General features: G+C 60.1%; 13 protein-coding genes. 5 read left to right on the forward strand and 8 right to left on the reverse strand.

What is annotated here, in order from left to right:
* Positions 1 to 8: 8 nt before the first annotated feature.
* The 4 genes from GR212_RS18005 to GR212_RS18020 all read right to left on the reverse strand — a co-directional run bounded on the left by GR212_RS18005 (position 9) and on the right by GR212_RS18020 (position 4,425).
* Positions 9 to 644 (reverse strand): glyoxalase superfamily protein, encoded by a 636-nt coding sequence (locus tag GR212_RS18005; RefSeq protein WP_163987941.1) that lies wholly within the window; start codon positions 642 to 644, stop codon positions 9 to 11.
* Between the two features lie 119 nt (positions 645 to 763).
* Positions 764 to 1,474: a TIGR02117 family protein gene (locus GR212_RS18010; protein ID WP_204326638.1), complete on the reverse strand. Its 711-nt coding sequence runs from the start codon at positions 1,472 to 1,474 to the stop codon at positions 764 to 766.
* 128 nt (positions 1,475 to 1,602) lie between these two features.
* The gene (locus GR212_RS18015) at positions 1,603 to 3,792 is read right to left on the reverse strand and encodes an anthranilate synthase (protein WP_163987942.1); all 2,190 of its coding nucleotides are present in this window, start codon (positions 3,790 to 3,792) and stop codon (positions 1,603 to 1,605) included.
* A 267-nt stretch (positions 3,793 to 4,059) separates the two neighbouring features.
* Positions 4,060 to 4,425: an antibiotic biosynthesis monooxygenase gene (locus GR212_RS18020; protein WP_163987943.1), complete on the reverse strand. Its 366-nt coding sequence runs from the start codon at positions 4,423 to 4,425 to the stop codon at positions 4,060 to 4,062.
* A 125-nt stretch (positions 4,426 to 4,550) separates the two neighbouring features.
* On the opposite strand from GR212_RS18020, the gene GR212_RS18025 reads away from it, so the two are divergent.
* Entirely contained in the window at positions 4,551 to 5,450 is a 900-nt protein-coding gene (locus GR212_RS18025) for a LysR family transcriptional regulator (protein ID WP_163987944.1), read from the forward strand.
* A gap of 51 nt (positions 5,451 to 5,501) precedes the next feature.
* On the opposite strand, the gene GR212_RS18030 is transcribed toward GR212_RS18025, so the two are convergent.
* Positions 5,502 to 7,025, reverse strand: coding sequence for an ABC-F family ATP-binding cassette domain-containing protein (locus tag GR212_RS18030; RefSeq protein WP_163987945.1), 1,524 nt, complete (start codon positions 7,023 to 7,025; stop codon positions 5,502 to 5,504).
* 423 nt (positions 7,026 to 7,448) lie between these two features.
* Positions 7,449 to 9,674 (reverse strand): TonB-dependent hemoglobin/transferrin/lactoferrin family receptor, encoded by a 2,226-nt coding sequence (locus GR212_RS18035; protein WP_163987946.1) that lies wholly within the window; start codon positions 9,672 to 9,674, stop codon positions 7,449 to 7,451.
* A gap of 277 nt (positions 9,675 to 9,951) precedes the next feature.
* Here GR212_RS18035 and GR212_RS18040 point away from each other — a divergent pair, with 277 nt between their 5' ends.
* Positions 9,952 to 10,770, forward strand: a complete 819-nt coding sequence (locus GR212_RS18040; protein ID WP_163987947.1) for an extensin-like domain-containing protein — start codon at positions 9,952 to 9,954, stop codon at positions 10,768 to 10,770.
* Between the two features lie 25 nt (positions 10,771 to 10,795).
* Positions 10,796 to 10,918: a hypothetical protein gene (locus GR212_RS37535; RefSeq protein WP_281411055.1), complete on the forward strand. Its 123-nt coding sequence runs from the start codon at positions 10,796 to 10,798 to the stop codon at positions 10,916 to 10,918.
* Positions 10,919 to 10,932: 14 nt separating this feature from the next.
* On the opposite strand, the gene GR212_RS18045 is transcribed toward GR212_RS37535, so the two are convergent.
* Positions 10,933 to 12,612, reverse strand: a complete 1,680-nt coding sequence (locus GR212_RS18045; RefSeq protein WP_163987948.1) for a formate--tetrahydrofolate ligase — start codon at positions 12,610 to 12,612, stop codon at positions 10,933 to 10,935.
* Between the two features lie 167 nt (positions 12,613 to 12,779).
* On the opposite strand from GR212_RS18045, the gene GR212_RS18050 reads away from it, so the two are divergent.
* Entirely contained in the window at positions 12,780 to 13,289 is a 510-nt protein-coding gene (locus GR212_RS18050) for a TIGR00645 family protein (RefSeq protein WP_163987949.1), read from the forward strand.
* 16 nt (positions 13,290 to 13,305) lie between these two features.
* Here the strand turns inward: GR212_RS18050 and GR212_RS18055 are convergent, their stop codons facing one another.
* Positions 13,306 to 14,193: a hypothetical protein gene (locus tag GR212_RS18055; RefSeq protein ID WP_348643481.1), complete on the reverse strand. Its 888-nt coding sequence runs from the start codon at positions 14,191 to 14,193 to the stop codon at positions 13,306 to 13,308.
* 636 nt (positions 14,194 to 14,829) lie between these two features.
* Here GR212_RS18055 and GR212_RS18060 point away from each other — a divergent pair.
* Positions 14,830 to 15,561 carry a helix-turn-helix transcriptional regulator gene (locus GR212_RS18060; RefSeq protein ID WP_163987951.1) on the forward strand — a complete coding sequence of 244 codons (732 nt, stop codon included), beginning with the start codon at positions 14,830 to 14,832 and terminating at the stop codon, positions 15,559 to 15,561.
* Positions 15,562 to 15,652 lie beyond the last annotated feature (91 nt).

Below are 15,652 nucleotides of genomic sequence, written 5' to 3' on the forward strand. Positions count from 1 at the left end.
TCCAGGCATCAAGATCTGAACGCGACAAACGAAATCACGTTGCCATCCGGATCGCGCACATGGAAATCGGTGCCGCCCCATGCCTGCTTCATCAGCGGCTGGGCGAACTCGACGCCCTTGGCCTTGAACTCCTCGAACAATGCCTGGACATTCGAAACCTCGATCGAAGCCAGGATGAGCGATTTCTCCTTCGCCGCAGCGGCCGCGAAATAGGGTTCTTGGACGAGCCGCAAGTGGATCCAGATGCCGTCGCGCGACACCGCTCCATAGAACGGCGGCGCCCCATGCAAGAACTCCGCCGCAAAACCCAGCTTCTCCCGGAAGAACGCCGCGCAGGCAATCACATCCCGCACGAAAAGGATCGGTATGACACTCTTGAAAACCGGAGGTTCGGATGATGCCGCCGGCATCTTCGGCGCATCCACTGCCACGGCCTTCAACGCAGCCCAGTTCCCGTGGCCCGCCTCGACCGCAACGATCTCCTGCGCCAGCGTCAAAGGAAACTTCATCGCCAGGATCTCGCGATCCGTCAGCGCCTTGAAACGGTCGAGCACGCGAACTCTCCCGCCGATGGAATAATCGCGATCACGGTGCCAGCGCATCAAGAGCTTGGCTTGCTTGCGATAGGTATCGAGGGTTGGCATGGGCAGACTCCTGCTGAGAACAATCAGCGGGCAGGCCTAGCCCTTTCGGCCCCAATGCCGATGTGCCCCACAGGAACGGGTGAAAGACTAGGTTACAACCCGCGGCAAGTCAAACCGCCTCACGGCAGCGCCTGACCTGCCGCAAAACGCGCCTCCCCGTTATGCAGGCGCAGCGACAAGCGCAGCATCCACGGCAAGGCCGTCCAAAGTCCGGACGTCACGCCTGCCTGTCTCAGAGCAGCTGCCGTCCAGGTATTGCATCCCATCAGCGCGTTGAAATATCCGCGCGCCTCGAAGAATGCATCGTTCTCACCGTAATTGCTGCCGATCAGCGGGCTCGGCTGGTTATTCCTTTGCTCGAAACTGCCGAGAATGAACTGCTTGAGCCGCTCCAGCCCCTCGGCATCGATGCTGATCGCCGTGACGGCGGGGGCATCCAGCGGAATATTCCCGGCCAGTTCCGCATGGATGACGGAACGATCCAGCGTGAAGCTCTTCAGGACAGGAACAGCCTTCAAATCGGCCCATGTCCGCGTCTCCGTATAGAAGCTCCGGCCGCCCCAGCCGAAAACGAGATAGCGCAGGTTCGGATTGTCGAGATCAAGGCCGCCCGCCCTCAGGAATGCGAAACGGGCGATCAGATCGTCATCGGCGGGGATGGCGATATCCGTGTGGATGGAATTGCTGAGCATAAGGACCTGTCGCGAAGGCTCGACCGAGGCTGATTCGTCATGCCACAGCGGGCGCGGCACGGCGATGCCGAGACCGGCGATTGCGACGAGCGCCAGCACGGCGATCAGAACACCCTTGACTATCTTTGCTATCGACAACCGAAGCCCCCCGCCCGACAAAAGATGTCTTCAGGTGTTTGCCGGCTCTTTCAAGGCAAAAAATATCCCCATGCACTTTTCCCGAGCGCATGGGGATGGTCAGTTCAAATCCGCAAGTGCATTCGGCGTCAGGCGGCTTTCGTCTTCGCCCGCCGCGCCAGATGCGCCACCACATTCTCGATCATCCGCATACCGGCATCGCCGCCGAGCGTCATGATCGATTCCGGGTGGAACTGCACGGCCGCGATCGGCTCCTTCACATGCTCAATGCCCATGATGGTACCGTCTTCGCTTTCGGCGGTAATCATGAATTCACGCGGCAGGCTCGACGGATCGGCAAAGATCGAATGATAGCGGCCGACCGTCACTTCGCGGCCAAGACCCGAGAAAACCAGACCGGGTTCCAGCACGCGGATGCGCGAGGGCTTGCCGTGCATCGGGATCGCCAGATGGCGCAGCTCGCCGCCATAGGCCTCGGCAAGCGCCTGAAGACCCAGGCAGACACCGAAAATCGGCAGGTTGCGCGCCCTCGCCTTCTTGATCGTCGCCTTGCAATCGAAGTCCTTCGGATTGCCGGGACCGGGCGAAAGCACGACGAGATCCGGATCGAGCCGGTCGAAGACCTCTTCCGGCACCGGCGTACGCACGGTCGAAACGGTCGCGCCCGTCTGGCGGAAATAATTGGCAAGCGTATGGACGAAGCTGTCCTCGTGGTCGACGAGCAGGATCTTCACGCCCTTGCCGACGGAGGCGACGTCACGTTGCTGTTTGCCGGAATTGCCGGTCTTGGCATCACGGATGGCGGAAAGCATGGCGGAGGCCTTCAGTTCGGTTTCGGCTTCTTCTTCTTCGGGAATGGAATCGTTGAGCAGCGTCGCGCCGGCACGCACCTCGGCAATGCCGTCCTTGATGCGAACCGTGCGCAGCGTCAGGCCGGTGTTCATGTCGCCGTTGAAGCCGACCATGCCGATCGCGCCGCCGTACCATGCGCGCGGGCTTTTCTCATGGCTCTCGATGAAGCGCATGGCCCAGAGTTTTGGCGCACCGGTGACGGTGACGGCCCAGGCGTGGCTGAGGAAGCCGTCAAAGGCGTCCATGTCGTCGCGCAGGCGGCCTTCGATATGGTCGACCGTGTGGATGAGGCGCGAATACATCTCGATCTGCCGGCGGCCGATGACCTTGACCGAACCGGGTTCGCAGACGCGGCTCTTGTCGTTGCGGTCGACGTCAGAGCACATGGTCAGCTCGGATTCGTCCTTCTTGGAATTCAGGAGCTTCAGGATCTGCTCGCTGTCGGCAATCGGATCGTCGCCACGCTTGATGGTGCCCGAGATCGGGCAGGTCTCGATGCGGCGGCCGGAAACGCGCACGAACATTTCCGGCGATGCTCCTACAAGATATTCCTGATTGCCGAGATTGATGAAGAAGGAATAAGGCGACGGATTGATCGCCTTCAGGCGCTTGGAAATATCCGAAGGCTTGCTTTCGCAGCGCTCCATGAATTTCTGGCCGGGCACGACTTCGAAGAGATCGCCCTTGCGGAAGCTCTCCTTTGCCTTGACCACCAGCTCGGCATATTCGCCGGGACGATGATCGCTCTTCGGCGGAATGGCGTCGGTGTGGCGGAACGGCTCGGGCGCGATTTCGCCGGACTTGCCTTCCGTCGATACGCCATCCCTGGAAAAGTCGTAACGATCGATCCAGGCCTTGGCGGAGTAGTTATCCACCACCAGGATTTCATCCGGCAGGTAGAGCACCATGTCGCGCTGGTCGTCCGGACGCTTGAGCTTCAGGTTGATGGCGTCGAACTGGAAGGCCAGATCGTAGCCGAAAGCGCCGTAGAAACCGATGCTGGCATCGGCCTGCGAATAGAACAGCTCGGTCACCGCACGCAGCACGGTGAAGACCGTCGGCATTTTCGAGCGCTCTTCCTCGGTAAAGACCCGGTCCGGCGCCTTGACCGTCAGATCCAGCCGGCGCGGCGTCGAGGCGCCGAGAACGACTTCCGAGACCGTCTTCAGCTTCTCCGCGATGAAACCGAGGATGACTTCGCCGCGCTCGTTATAGGCTTCGATCCAGACATCGCGTCCGTTGCAGGAAAGACCGAGCGGCGGATCGACGATGGCGGTGTCCCAGCGTGTATAGCGGCCGGGATACTCATAGTTGGAGGAGAAGACCGCGCCGCGCCGCTCGTCGAGCTTGTCGATATAGGACGAGACCGCATCCGCATAGGGCGTCGGCCGGCGCTGGCGGGTGACGGTGATGCCGCCCTTCGTCTCGTAGATTTCCGCACCATCGTCCCGAAGGATCGTTACCATTGTTCCTCACTCCGTTGTCGGGCCCGGATGACAGGCGGCCAATATAACAAAAAAGCCGCCTCGAAATCTCGGGCGGCTCACTCGTCGTCTTTGAACACGATTGGTCGAGGCCGCCTCAGCGTGCCCACCACCAAACTGCAATGTTGTTCAAGGACGTGTTCATGGCGTGAATTGTTAGCTTGAGATGCTGCGATGCGCAAGCGGAAGATGGGAGGAAAGTTCATCGCTCCGGGAAGGCTGCATCCGCCTGCGCTCGGCTATGGCTGGCTAGACGCGAGCGTTTTCGGAACGCCCCGGCTTCGGCAGAACCAGATCGCCGACGGTATAGGTATGGAATTCACTCGTCGAGACAGCGTCGAGCTTGCGGAACTTTTCGACAAAGATGGGATCGGAGAAGAATTCATCGACATTGCCGGCGCCTCTGATGGCTTCGATGTTCACCACGGTCAGGCCATCGGTGCTCTTGGCGAGATTGCTCCAGAGGAACCCTTCCTTTCGTTCGGCAACATAGTGGACGACGTCCTGGATCAACCCGAACGCCTCCTCCTGCTTGCCCGGATGAGCATGAATGACATTGACGATAAAGGTGGTCGGCTGCGGCGTAGCGACGAAATGGGCAGAGGACATATCCATTGCGGTTCCTTTCTGGAAAAGCGGCATCATGCGCCGCACCGGCCCTGGATATCGGGATCGGGATAGTGGATAAATAATCCGGTATTCACGTAAGACCGGAACAAAATTCCGTAATAGGATTCGCGATGGACAAACTTGGAACGCTCGGCATCTTCGTGCAGACGGCGGAAGGCGGCAGCTTCGTTGCGGGCGCGAGACGGCTGGGCCTCTCCAGCTCCGCCGTCGGCAAGGCAATCGCCCGTCTGGAGCAGGACATGGGAGTTCGCCTCTTTCATCGCTCCACCCGCAGCATGACGTTGACCGAGGAAGGCAGCTTTTTTCTCGATACCTGCCGGCGGATCATCTCCGAGCTTGATACCGCGCAGGCGGAGCTTTCCAAATCGCACGCGGCCCCTCGCGGCCATCTTCGCGTCAGCCTTCCCCTGGCAGGGATGCTGTTGATGCCGGCCATATCGGCCTTCATGCACGCGTACCCCGATATCACGCTGGATCTCGATTTTACCGACCGGCTGGTGGATGTGATCGAGGAGGGATTCGATGCGGTCATCCGCACGGGCGACGTCCGGGATAGCAGGCTGATGAGCCGCAAGCTCGGCACATTCCGCTTTCAGATCGTCGCCGCGCCCGATTATCTGAAGGCGCAAGGCATGCCGCTCACACCGGAAGACCTGCTCAGGCACAGATGTTTGCATCACCGCTACCCGAGCACGGGCAAGCTGGAGCCGTGGCCGCTGGTGCGGGATGGAGAGGAGTTGCGGCTCGCCCTGCCGACGACCACGATCGCCAGCACCATCGAGCCGCTTATCCATCTCGCCGAAAACGGCTTCGGCATCGCATGCCTGCCGCCTTTCGCCGTGAGCACGCAGATCGCCGATGGCCGGCTTCTGCCGTTGCTCGAAGACCATGTCGCGAAGACCGGCATCTTCCGCATATTGTGGCCCACGAGCCGCTACCTGTCTCCGAAGATACGCGTCTTCGTGGACTTCATGGCGGCCAATCTGTTTGCCGATCAGTTGGCCGCCTGAAGGATCGCGGCAGATAGGGAGCCTGCAGCCTGACAGGGCTGGCCAGCCTCCCTATTCCTGCCCTCTTGCCGCTTCGAAGAACTCTTCCGGACCATCCACTTCGACCAGCCGTTTCCGGTCGATCAACCAGAAGCGGTTGCCGACCGATCGCACGAAGCTGCGATCGTGCGAAACGAGAAGGCAGCTTGCCTCGTTTGCCGCCAGCTCACCCTCCAGCGCCTCCTGGCCATCGATATCCAGATGGTTGGTCGGCTCGTCGAGCAGGTAGAAATTGGGATTGGTCAGGCGCAGCGCCAGCATGGCAAGCCGCGCCTTCTGTCCGCCCGACAACCGGCCGATTTCCTTCCCCTGCATGTCGATGCCGACACCGATGCCGGCGAGCAATGTACGCGCGCGCTGTTCGCCGAGCTCGAACAGACGCGCAATCATCCCGAGCGGCGTGTCCTGCAGGCCGAGATTGGAGAGCGCCTGATCGCTGTAGCCGAGCACGAGCGATGGCGTCGGCTTGATCGCACCGCCGACCGAAAGATCGGCGATGGCCTTGCGGATCATCTCCACGAACCGCGTCTTGCCGGCGCCGTTCCGACCCAGCAACACGATGCGATCTCCCTGGCAGATCCACTGCTGGCCTGTCCTGAACAGCGGCGTGCCGTCCGGCGTCGTCACGACGGCATCTTCCAGCGTCAGAAGCACCTTGGCCTGGATGCCGCGATTGGCAAGCCGGATCGAACCGGACGAGCGTTCACGGTAGCCCGGCCGCGCGCTGTCTTCCAGCTTCTCCGCCCGCGCCTTCAGCTGCTTCGTCTTGACGGTCAAAAGGTCGCTGCCGGAATTGACACCGAGATTATAGAGCTTGGCCGCCTGCTTGCGCAGTTGCTGCGCCGTCTTCATCTCCTTCTGGTAACGGCGCTCGTCGGAGGCATCGGCCTCGTCCAGCGCCGCACGCGCCCGGCCATATGGCAACGCATAGGTCAGCGACTGCTCCTGACGCAGGAACAGGGTTCGATTGGAAACCGCATCGAGGAAAGCACGATCGTGGCTGGCGATCAGGACAGCCACGTCACGCGGCAACGCGTTCAGCCAATCCTCCAGGAGCGCGATCTTGACGAGATCGAGATGGTTGGTCGGCTCGTCGAGCAGCAGCACGTCGGGCTCGGTGACCCAGACGCGGGCAAGCATGGCAAGCCGCTGCCAGCCGCCGCTGAGCTGTGCAAGCGCCCTCTCCCGCATGGCCGCCGGCACATCGAACGAATCGAGGGTGACATCAACGCGCCAGCTTTCGCTGGCGACCTGTTCCCTGGGCAGGGCACGAAGAACGGCGTCGTAGAAAGAGATATCGAGCAGGTTCGACGGCACATTCTGCTCGACATAGCCGACCCGAAGACCGCGGGCGCGGGTGATATCGCCCGTCGTCGGCTCCTGCCTGCCCGCTATGCAGTTGAGCAGCGTGGTTTTTCCGCGTCCGTTCGCGGCCACGATGCCGACGCGATCACCGGCATCCACGGTGACGTTGAGATTGGAAAACAGCGGCGCACTCATGGTGACGCCCAGATTGCGGAGGTTGATCAGAGTCATGGTCTTTTCCGGTCTCGACCGAGCATCTCAAGACATCGCCGGCAGCTCCTTTTGCTGCGCTACGCCGATATCGTTGGCCATAAACAGGCCAATGCTCGAAAACATGTCATGACGCGGCCGCGAAAAAGCGCGAGCCTACGTCTCCCAAAAGGGCAGACCAGAAGAAATGATTGAGTAAGACAGCCTCTGATCAGCCCTGCAAACGCATCTGCAGGGCACGAGTCGGACCGAACTGGCGAACATGCCAGACTATCTTGGTCATACGGTCCTCCTCTCTTTTCTCTCGACGGTTAAAGACTGCGCGTCCCGAATAGCACCGAACGCCACGATTTACAATTGCACGAGCGGCTCGATGCCACGCAAGAGGGCAAAAAAAGGGCGATGCCGAAGCATCGCCCAAGTTTGCCGCATGGATGTAACAGCTCAGAACCTTTGTGTCAGCGTCAGCTTGAAGGTCCGGCCGGGCTCGGAATAGTAGGCCGAAGGTTGGCTAAGACCCGTCGACGCGACGTTGAGCGAGTCGTAGTAGGTCTTGTTGAAGATGTTGTAGACACCGGCCCGCAGCGTCAGGCCTTTCACCTGTTCCGGCTCCCACCAGCCGGTCAGATCGAAGATGCCGTAGCCAGGCGTGCGGAAATTGTCGCCGGTCTTCTTCGGCTCGCTCGTCGCGGTGATGAAGGTCAGGTCCGTTCCCCACACTTCGGTTGCATAGCCGAGGGTGAAGGCGGCCTTGGCCGGAGCAACGGAATCGATCCATTCGCCGGTATCGGAGTCCTTGCCGTTGACGTAGGCGAGCGCGCCCTTGACGTGGATGCCGTTGTCGAACTTCTTGTGCGCGTTCACTTCGACGCCGAACATACGGACGTTGGCGCGGTTGAAGTATTCGGTGATCCCGAGCGGATAGGTTCCGGTCGGATCAGCCGAGTTTTCCGAGTCGATGAAGTTCTTGTACTTGTTGTAGAAGGCACCGATATGGCCGCCGAAATCGTCATCGCCGAGATTGGTGCCGATTTCGATGCCGTTGCTCGTTTCCGGCTTCAGGTCCGGATTGCCATAGCTGACATAGCCGCCGGGCACGCCGTAGTTCACGTAGAGCTCGCTGACGTTGGGCGCACGGAAGGCCATGGCCCATTGCGCGTAGAGCTCGACATTGTCCTGCGGCTGGTAGGACGCGCGCAGCTTCGGCGAGAAGCGGCTGTCGGACTGGCCGGACGGCAGGCCTTCGTAGTTCGCGCTGTCGCGATAGGCCGACGTATTCTTCGGCGAGTAGTCATACCAGTCGAAGCGCAGGCCCGGCGTCAGAGAGAAATTGCTGGAGCCGAACTCGATCTTGTCGTCGACGAAGGCGCCGACGCGCTTGCCGTCGACATCGGGCATATCGGACTGGTTGGTGTGCAGGAACGAGCAGGAGAAGGCCCAGCGCGGATCACCGCAACTATCCTTGCCGGCCGAGTATTGGTGAACCTTGTTGAACGCGACATCGAGACCGAAGGTAACCTTGTGGTGCAGGTCGCCGGTATCGAAGGCCTTCGACCCGTTGCCGTTGAAGCCGATGCTGCGGTCTTCCATCTCGTTGCGGCGCCAGTAGTCGCCGATGACGGACGTATAGCGATAGCCCTCGGCACCTTCTTCGCGCAGGAGGTTCTGCCAGTAGAAGACGGCATTGGCCGTATCGAGCAGGGAGTCGGCGCTTTCGGCATCGTACTTATAGTCGAGCGACACGCGGTTGCGCTCGGTGTTGTCCGTCGTATCGTAGTTGCCGGGCCGGAAGTTTCCGGTCGGGCTTTGCGAGTGCATCGCGTCGATGTCTTTATCTTTGTTGAAATGCTCCGCCGTGATGCCGAACGTACCGATGTCGGTATACTGGCGGATCTTGAAGAGGCCGTTTCTCTGGTTGTAGTCGGCCGGATCGGCCTTCGAGCGCTTGGTCGAATAGCCGCCGACATCGCCGTTGTTCTCGAGCTCATGACCATGCGTATAGGCGCCTTCGAACAGAACGGCAGTGTTGTCGATGCGCTTGGCAACGGCAGCCGAACCGCCAAGGCTGCGGTCATCGCCATTATAGCCGAACTTGAAGACGCCGCCCCAGGTCGAGCCCGGCGCGATCACATCTTCCGGTTCCAGCGTTCGCAGCACGAAGGCACCGCCGAGCGCGCCGGAGCCGGCACGGCTGGAATCGGCGCCGCGAACGACATCGACGCTCGAAAGCGCGTTGAAGTCGAAGCTGTTCGCTCCGCCATCCGCTCCGCGCGCGACGTCGAGCATGAAGGGAATCTCGATGCCGTCGACCGTGGTCAACACGCGGTCGTCGCCAAGGCCGCGAATGTTGACGCCGCCGGTGGTGCGGTTGAAGCCGACACCGACTTCCGTGCTGCGGCCGAGATCCTCGATGCGCGTGATCTGGTTGTCGTCGATTTCCTTCGCCGTCGTTTCGCTGGCGGTCGGGGAGTCGGCAAGAACGTCCTTGGATGCCTTGGCTTTGCTTTTTACGACGATCGGCTTGAGGTTGGTGACGCGATCACCCTTGGCAGCCTCGCCAGCCGCATCTTCGTTCTGAGTTGCCGTTTGGGCAAAAGATGTCGTCGCCAGCCCGAGAGCCAGAAACGCAGTGCATGCCAATAGGGCCGAGCGTGAGCGCCGGACAACCATAACCATTCCTTTCGAACTGCTTTCACCGGGCTGGCTGGTTGCTGCGTCGAAAGCAGGCAAGGGGCTGGCTAGGTTAGTTTTGTTGACGAGACGGAAATTTTCCGCCTTCTTTCTGCCGCATAAAAAACATGACTATTATTGTCAATATATCGGCCGCCGATAATCATGAATAAAATTATCATCTTTTAAGACGAGGCGTGAACGTTGCTGAATTGCAACGAAATGACGGCTTCAAGCGTTCTATCCACATCATCATTAGAAGTGGCTGATTTACTTGATGCTGTTCAAAATCGTTTCACTAGCCTCCACCGCCATCCTGCTCATGGCCGCCTCGCTTCCACAGACCGGGCCGATACCGGAGCAAAAGCCGGACAAGGAACAGGCTCAGCCAAGCGTCGAACCACCGATCCCGGCGGAAAAACCCGCTACCTCCTCCGAAAAACCTGCCGTTCCCGCGGAAAAGCCGGCCAGACAGGCGGAGGAACAAACGACTGGCCAGACGCAGGGTCCCCCTCGCCCACCCCTGAGCGTGGCTTCCGAATCAGACGAAGAACATCAGGCCTGCCTGAAGGAGCTGGCCGCGATGGGAGCAACCTTCAAGGAGGCCGCCCGCATCGACGATGGCAATGGCTGCGGTATCGACAAGCCGATTGCGCTTGCCTCGCCGCTGCCGGGGATGGAACTCAAGCCTGAAGGCAAAATGCGCTGCGAAGCCGCGCTTGCTCTGGCCCAATGGATGAAAGAAAGCGTGATCCCGTCCGCCGCCGCATTGGACAACGGCAAGATCGTCACGATCAACCAGGCATCGACCTATGTCTGCCGCCTGCGCAACAACGCCACCATCGGCAAGATCTCCGAGCACGCCCGCGGCAACGCCATCGATATCGCCAGCTTCACTTTCGAAAACGGCAAGAGGATCGGCATCGAACCCCGGCGCGAGGACCCAACGCTTACCGGAGCGTTCCAGCGCGCGGCAAGCGCCTCGGCATGCCTCTATTTCACGACCGTCCTGGACCCGGAAAGCGACGCCGCGCACGAGACCCATTTCCATCTCGACGTGATCGAAAGGAATGGCGGCTTTCGCTATTGCCACTAGTCGCCGGCAAGCATCGACAGGATCGATGATACGGCTCTATCGAAATCGTGGCGGAGCCTATCATACGCCGCTGCCGGCACCCGCGCTCGCTTGTGTTTCCAATGTCGCCGGCGTCGAGGGCTGGCGCAAGCTCGATCGGCCGCGCTGAATCAGATTCTGAACTTAAAACAATCCTTCGATGTAGCCATGATCGTTGAGGAAAATCCTCTCGGCCGCCGGCGATTTCGGCAGGCCGGGCATGGTCATGATCTCGCCGGTGATGGCGACGACGAAGCCTGCGCCCGCGGAAAGCCGTACCTCGCGAACAGTCACGACATGCCCCTCCGGCGCACCGCGAACGTTCGGATCGGTCGAAAAGGAATACTGGGTCTTCGCCATGCAGACAGGCAGGTGCCCGTACCCCTGATCCTCCCAGGACCGCAGCTGATCGCGTACGGTCTTGTCGGCCGTGACCTCGCCGGCATGGTAGATTTTCGATGCGACGATCTCGATCTTTTCCAGCAGCGGAAGATTGTCGGGATAGAGCGGCTGGAATTTCGCCTGGCCGGACTCGGCAAGCTCCACCACCTTATGCGCGAGATCGACGATACCAGCCGAGCCTTCCGCCCAGTGCCGGCAGAGGATGGCCTCGGCGCCGAGGCGCGCGACGTAATCCTTCAGCGCCTCGATTTCCGCCTCGGTATCCGAGACGAAATGATTGATGGCGACCACGACGGGCACACCGAACTTGCGGACATTGGCCACATGCCGGCCGAGATTGGAGCAGCCCTTGACGAGAGCCTCGACATTCTCCCTGCCGAGATCGTCCTTCTTCACGCCGCCGTTCATCTTCAATGCCCGCACGGTCGCGACGATGACGGCCGCGTCCGGCGACAGCCCCGCCTTGCGGCATTTGATGTCGAAGAATTTCTCTGCCCCGAGGTCGGCGCCGAAACCGGCTTCCGTCACCACGTAGTCGGCAAGTTTCAGGGCCGTGCGCGTGGCGATCACCGAATTGCAGCCGTGGGCGATGTTGGCAAAGGGGCCGCCATGCACCAGTGCCGGATTGTTCTCCAGCGTCTGCACGAGATTAGGCTGCATCGCGTCCTTGAGCAGAACCGCCATCGCGCCATCCGCCTTCAGATCGCGGGCATAGACGGGCGTGCGATCGCGGCGATAGCCGATGATGATGTTGCCGAGCCGCTTTTCCAGATCCTTGAGATCCGACGCCAGACAAAGGATCGCCATGACCTCCGAGGCGACGGTGATATCGAAGCCGCCTTCACGCGGAAAGCCGTTCGCAACGCCGCCGAGCGAGGACACGATATCGCGCAGTGCACGATCGTTCATATCCATCGCGCGGCGCCAGGTGATGCGCCGGATGTCGATATTCTGCTCGTTGCCCCAATAGATGTGATTGTCGATCAGCGCGGCGAGCAGATTGTGGGCGGAGGTGATCGCATGAAAATCGCCGGTAAAATGCAGGTTGATGTCTTCCATCGGAATGACCTGGGCGTAACCGCCACCGGCCGCCCCTCCCTTGACGCCGAAGCAGGGACCGAGCGACGCCTCGCGCACGCAGACCACCGCCTTCTTGCCGATGCGGTTCAGGCCATCGCCGAGGCCGACTGTGGTGGTGGTCTTGCCCTCGCCCGCCGGCGTCGGATTGATCGCCGTGACGAGGATAAGCTTGCCGTCCTTCTTGCCGGCCTGCGCCGCGATGAACTCGGCACCGATCTTCGCCTTGTCGTAGCCGTAGGGCGCAAGGTCTCCCGCCGGGATGCCGAGCTTGGCGCCAATCTCGATGATCGGCAGTTTCCTTGCCGCACGAGCGATTTCGATATCGGATGCCACCGTCGCCATAAGACTTGCCCCCAACTCACGGTCATTTGCCTGTCGGGATAAACCAATATGTTTGCAGTGTGAATAGCGCCGGCACCCTGTCTTCCGCGAAACGCCCAGTCTTGTCGCGGAACGCCGGTGCGCCTATTTTCGGGATCCAGATGCAAAGCCGGAACGAAGGAAAACACATGAAGTCCCTGGAATTGCTGGTCGAGCGCATCATCCTCTCCAGTCGCTGGCTTCTGGTGATCTTCTATCTCGGCCTTGCGGCCTCGCTCGCCGTCTACGCCGTTTCGTTCGCCTACAAGTTCTACAAGGTGACCATCAACGTCTTCCAGTATGACGAAGCCGACATGATCCTCGCCATCCTCGGCCTCATCGACGCTGCCCTGGTGGCAAGCCTGATCGTCATGGTGATGATTTCCGGCTACGAGAATTTCGTCAGTCGCTTCGATGAGGCCGAAGGCGAGGTTTCCTTCCTTGGAAAGCTCGATTCAGGCAGCCTCAAGATCAAGGTCGCCTCATCGATCGTCGCCATTTCCTCGATCCACCTGCTGCAGATCTTCCTGAACGCCACTCAATACGACAACGCCAAGCTGATGTGGTTCACCATCATTCATCTTGCCTTCGTCGTCTCGGCGCTGCTGCTGGGCTTTCTGGAAAAGATCATGGCGAAAACCAAGGCCAAGGATAGCTGACGCTGCCGCCGCGCGCCTATTTGCCGGCCATCGCCGATGCAGCGTTGATCGGCGGTGGCGCTTCGCAATCGGAGATCGATTGCTTGTCCTTGCAGCTGCCGGCTGAAACCAGCGCATCGGCATCGGAGAGTTCCGTCGTCAGCTTCAGGTTCAGCGCCTCCACCTGAGAGATCAGGTGGATTCCGCTCGGCTCGGTTCCGAGCATCGCGGCGACCAGACCTTCGTCTACTCCCATCTTGTCGAGGAAGCCGACCAGCCGTGCTCTCTGCGCCTTATCGAGCTTGGTCGTATCGTACTTGCCGACGAACTTGCGCCCGATTTCCTTCTTCGACAGGACCTTGCGCTTGCCGTTCACCATCTCGTATTCGGTGCGGTATTGGACACGCACCTCGCTATAGGTCGTGGTGATCTGGTGAACGCCCAGCAGTGCGAACGGGCTGGAAACGCGCTGGACGCCGCCGGCAAAAAACAAAGGGCAGGCCGAGAAGCAGATGGCGCCCCAGGAAAAGGCCTGTCCCTTGATCGAGCCATCCTTGGCCACGGCGGGCGGGCAGATCGGCTCCGCATAGGGGCATACCCGCGAGCGCGTCCGCCCAACCGCGATGGAAAGCTTCTGCTTGCGGATGGTGCGCGCCATCTCCATCGCCGCCTTGACATCGCCGCCCGGCGAGCTGACGACGATCGGTAATTGCCGATTGCCCAGCCGCTTCAGAAATTTCTGCAGCTTTCTCGGCGTGTCGGCCATGATCTGCCCTTCAGCGGAGATCCAGTCCGGGCACGTATTGTCGGCGCGGCATTCGCCCATCTCGCCGTGGACGAGCAGGAAACGCATCGGCGTACCGCCGGCCACACCAGCCGCATCGGCAAAGGCAGGCGCGGCAAGCAGAAGTGAAACGGCTGTCACGAACCGCAGCACCGTTTGACACCACCGCATCGCAAGCTGCGGGAGAAAGCGAAAATTCATGAGGTACACGCCTGGAAGCGATTGCTTTGGCAAGACCGATATCAACCGCTTTGGACCTTCGCAAGGCATGCCTTTGCGATGGCGCATCATTTGCCGAAACTGGCGATCGCTGACGCCGAAGGCCGCCACAAGAGAGCGCCTCCGGGTAAACCCGCGATCATATATCATGCTCGACAGGTAACTGGCTGCTCATCATACCACATAAACAGCTGAACTCCGCAGGTTAGGCGCGAGACGGGCTTACATCAAGCCCCCTTCTCATTCAGCACCTATGGCGACACCGCGGCAGGCCCTCCCATCGAGGCTCGTATCGACATCGCACACATGTCTCAGCACAGCGCGCTTTTCATAAGACCAATGGTGCCAACCGGGTGTTTTTATCGCGACAAGGGCGTTGAAGAGACATTTTTCACGTCTAATGCCCATTTTGGGCGAAGATTTATGAGATCCGCACGTAGAAATATTAAAATATATGAAAATGAATTTATTTCTGGTCCTGTGGTATTTTTGCGTCTAGCATTCACTCATAAATCGGGTATTTGATAACGATAACACGCTGTGGGCGCTTCAACTCATATGTCCTATATCATTACTGCCGAGAGACAATTGTTGCTGTCTGCCGAGTTGGCTGCCGCTCGGACGCAAACAGCATTTGTACTGGCGCTGGAGCGGACCGGAGCAGCATTCGGCTTCAGCCATATGGCTTTCATGAACGCCCCGGTTCCGGATGATACGCTGATGACGCCGCTGCTTATCGAAGGCACGGTGCCGGCGCAGTTCGTGCGTGAATTCGATCGTCATCAACTTGCGCGCCGTTGTCCGATGCTGCTGTGCACGCGCGACTCGGTGATGCCGCGCAGCTGGCATTTGCTGGAGAAGGATGTCGAGCAGGACACCGATCTTCCGCACGAGCTCCATACGCTGCTGATCAACTACAATTGCCCGATGAGCGTCATCATCCCGGCCAATGCCCCGGATGGCCAGCGCCTGCTCTTCTGGTTCATGGGCAACCGCAACAGCCTCGGTCAGAGCGAGATCAACGAGCTTACCCTGATCATGCTGCAGGCGCTCGATTCCTACAATTGCCTCAAGCGCAACGACGGCGCAGCACCGCATTCGCTTTCCGCACGCGAACTTGAAGTCGTCCGCTGGACGGCCCAGGGCAAGACCTCGGTCGAAATCGGCCAGATCCTGTCTCTCTCCGACCATACGGTCAACGCCTACATGATGAATGCGATCAAGAAGCTCGATTGCGTCAACCGCACGCAGCTTGTCGCAAAAGCCATCCGCCTCAAGCTCATCAGCTGATCTTTTCGGGCGCCAGACCCGGTATGCCGCCGGGCCTTCGAGCAAACAAGCACACCCTGCTCCGCGAGAACTCAACAAACGTCAGGCGCCG

Origin of the sequence: Martinezella lusitana (genome assembly GCF_010668395.1) — a bacterium.
GTDB classification, from domain to species: Bacteria; Pseudomonadota; Alphaproteobacteria; order Rhizobiales; family Rhizobiaceae; genus Rhizobium; species Rhizobium lusitanum_A.

Coding starts and splice junctions, on each gene's coding strand:
- GR212_RS18005 (WP_163987941.1), bottom strand. CDS start 644: ATGCCAACCCTCGATACCTATCGCAAGCAAGCCAAGCTCTTGATGCGC.
- GR212_RS18015 (WP_163987942.1), bottom strand. CDS start 3,792: ATGGTAACGATCCTTCGGGACGATGGTGCGGAAATCTACGAGACGAAG.
- GR212_RS18020 (WP_163987943.1), bottom strand. CDS start 4,425: ATGGATATGTCCTCTGCCCATTTCGTCGCTACGCCGCAGCCGACCACC.
- GR212_RS18025 (WP_163987944.1), top strand. CDS start 4,551: ATGGACAAACTTGGAACGCTCGGCATCTTCGTGCAGACGGCGGAAGGC.
- GR212_RS18030 (WP_163987945.1), bottom strand. CDS start 7,025: ATGACTCTGATCAACCTCCGCAATCTGGGCGTCACCATGAGTGCGCCG.
- GR212_RS18035 (WP_163987946.1), bottom strand. CDS start 9,674: ATGGTTGTCCGGCGCTCACGCTCGGCCCTATTGGCATGCACTGCGTTT.
- GR212_RS18040 (WP_163987947.1), top strand. CDS start 9,952: ATGCTGTTCAAAATCGTTTCACTAGCCTCCACCGCCATCCTGCTCATG.
- GR212_RS37535 (WP_281411055.1), top strand. CDS start 10,796: ATGATACGGCTCTATCGAAATCGTGGCGGAGCCTATCATACGCCGCTG.
- GR212_RS18045 (WP_163987948.1), bottom strand. CDS start 12,612: ATGGCGACGGTGGCATCCGATATCGAAATCGCTCGTGCGGCAAGGAAA.
- GR212_RS18050 (WP_163987949.1), top strand. CDS start 12,780: ATGAAGTCCCTGGAATTGCTGGTCGAGCGCATCATCCTCTCCAGTCGC.
- GR212_RS18060 (WP_163987951.1), top strand. CDS start 14,830: ATGTCCTATATCATTACTGCCGAGAGACAATTGTTGCTGTCTGCCGAG.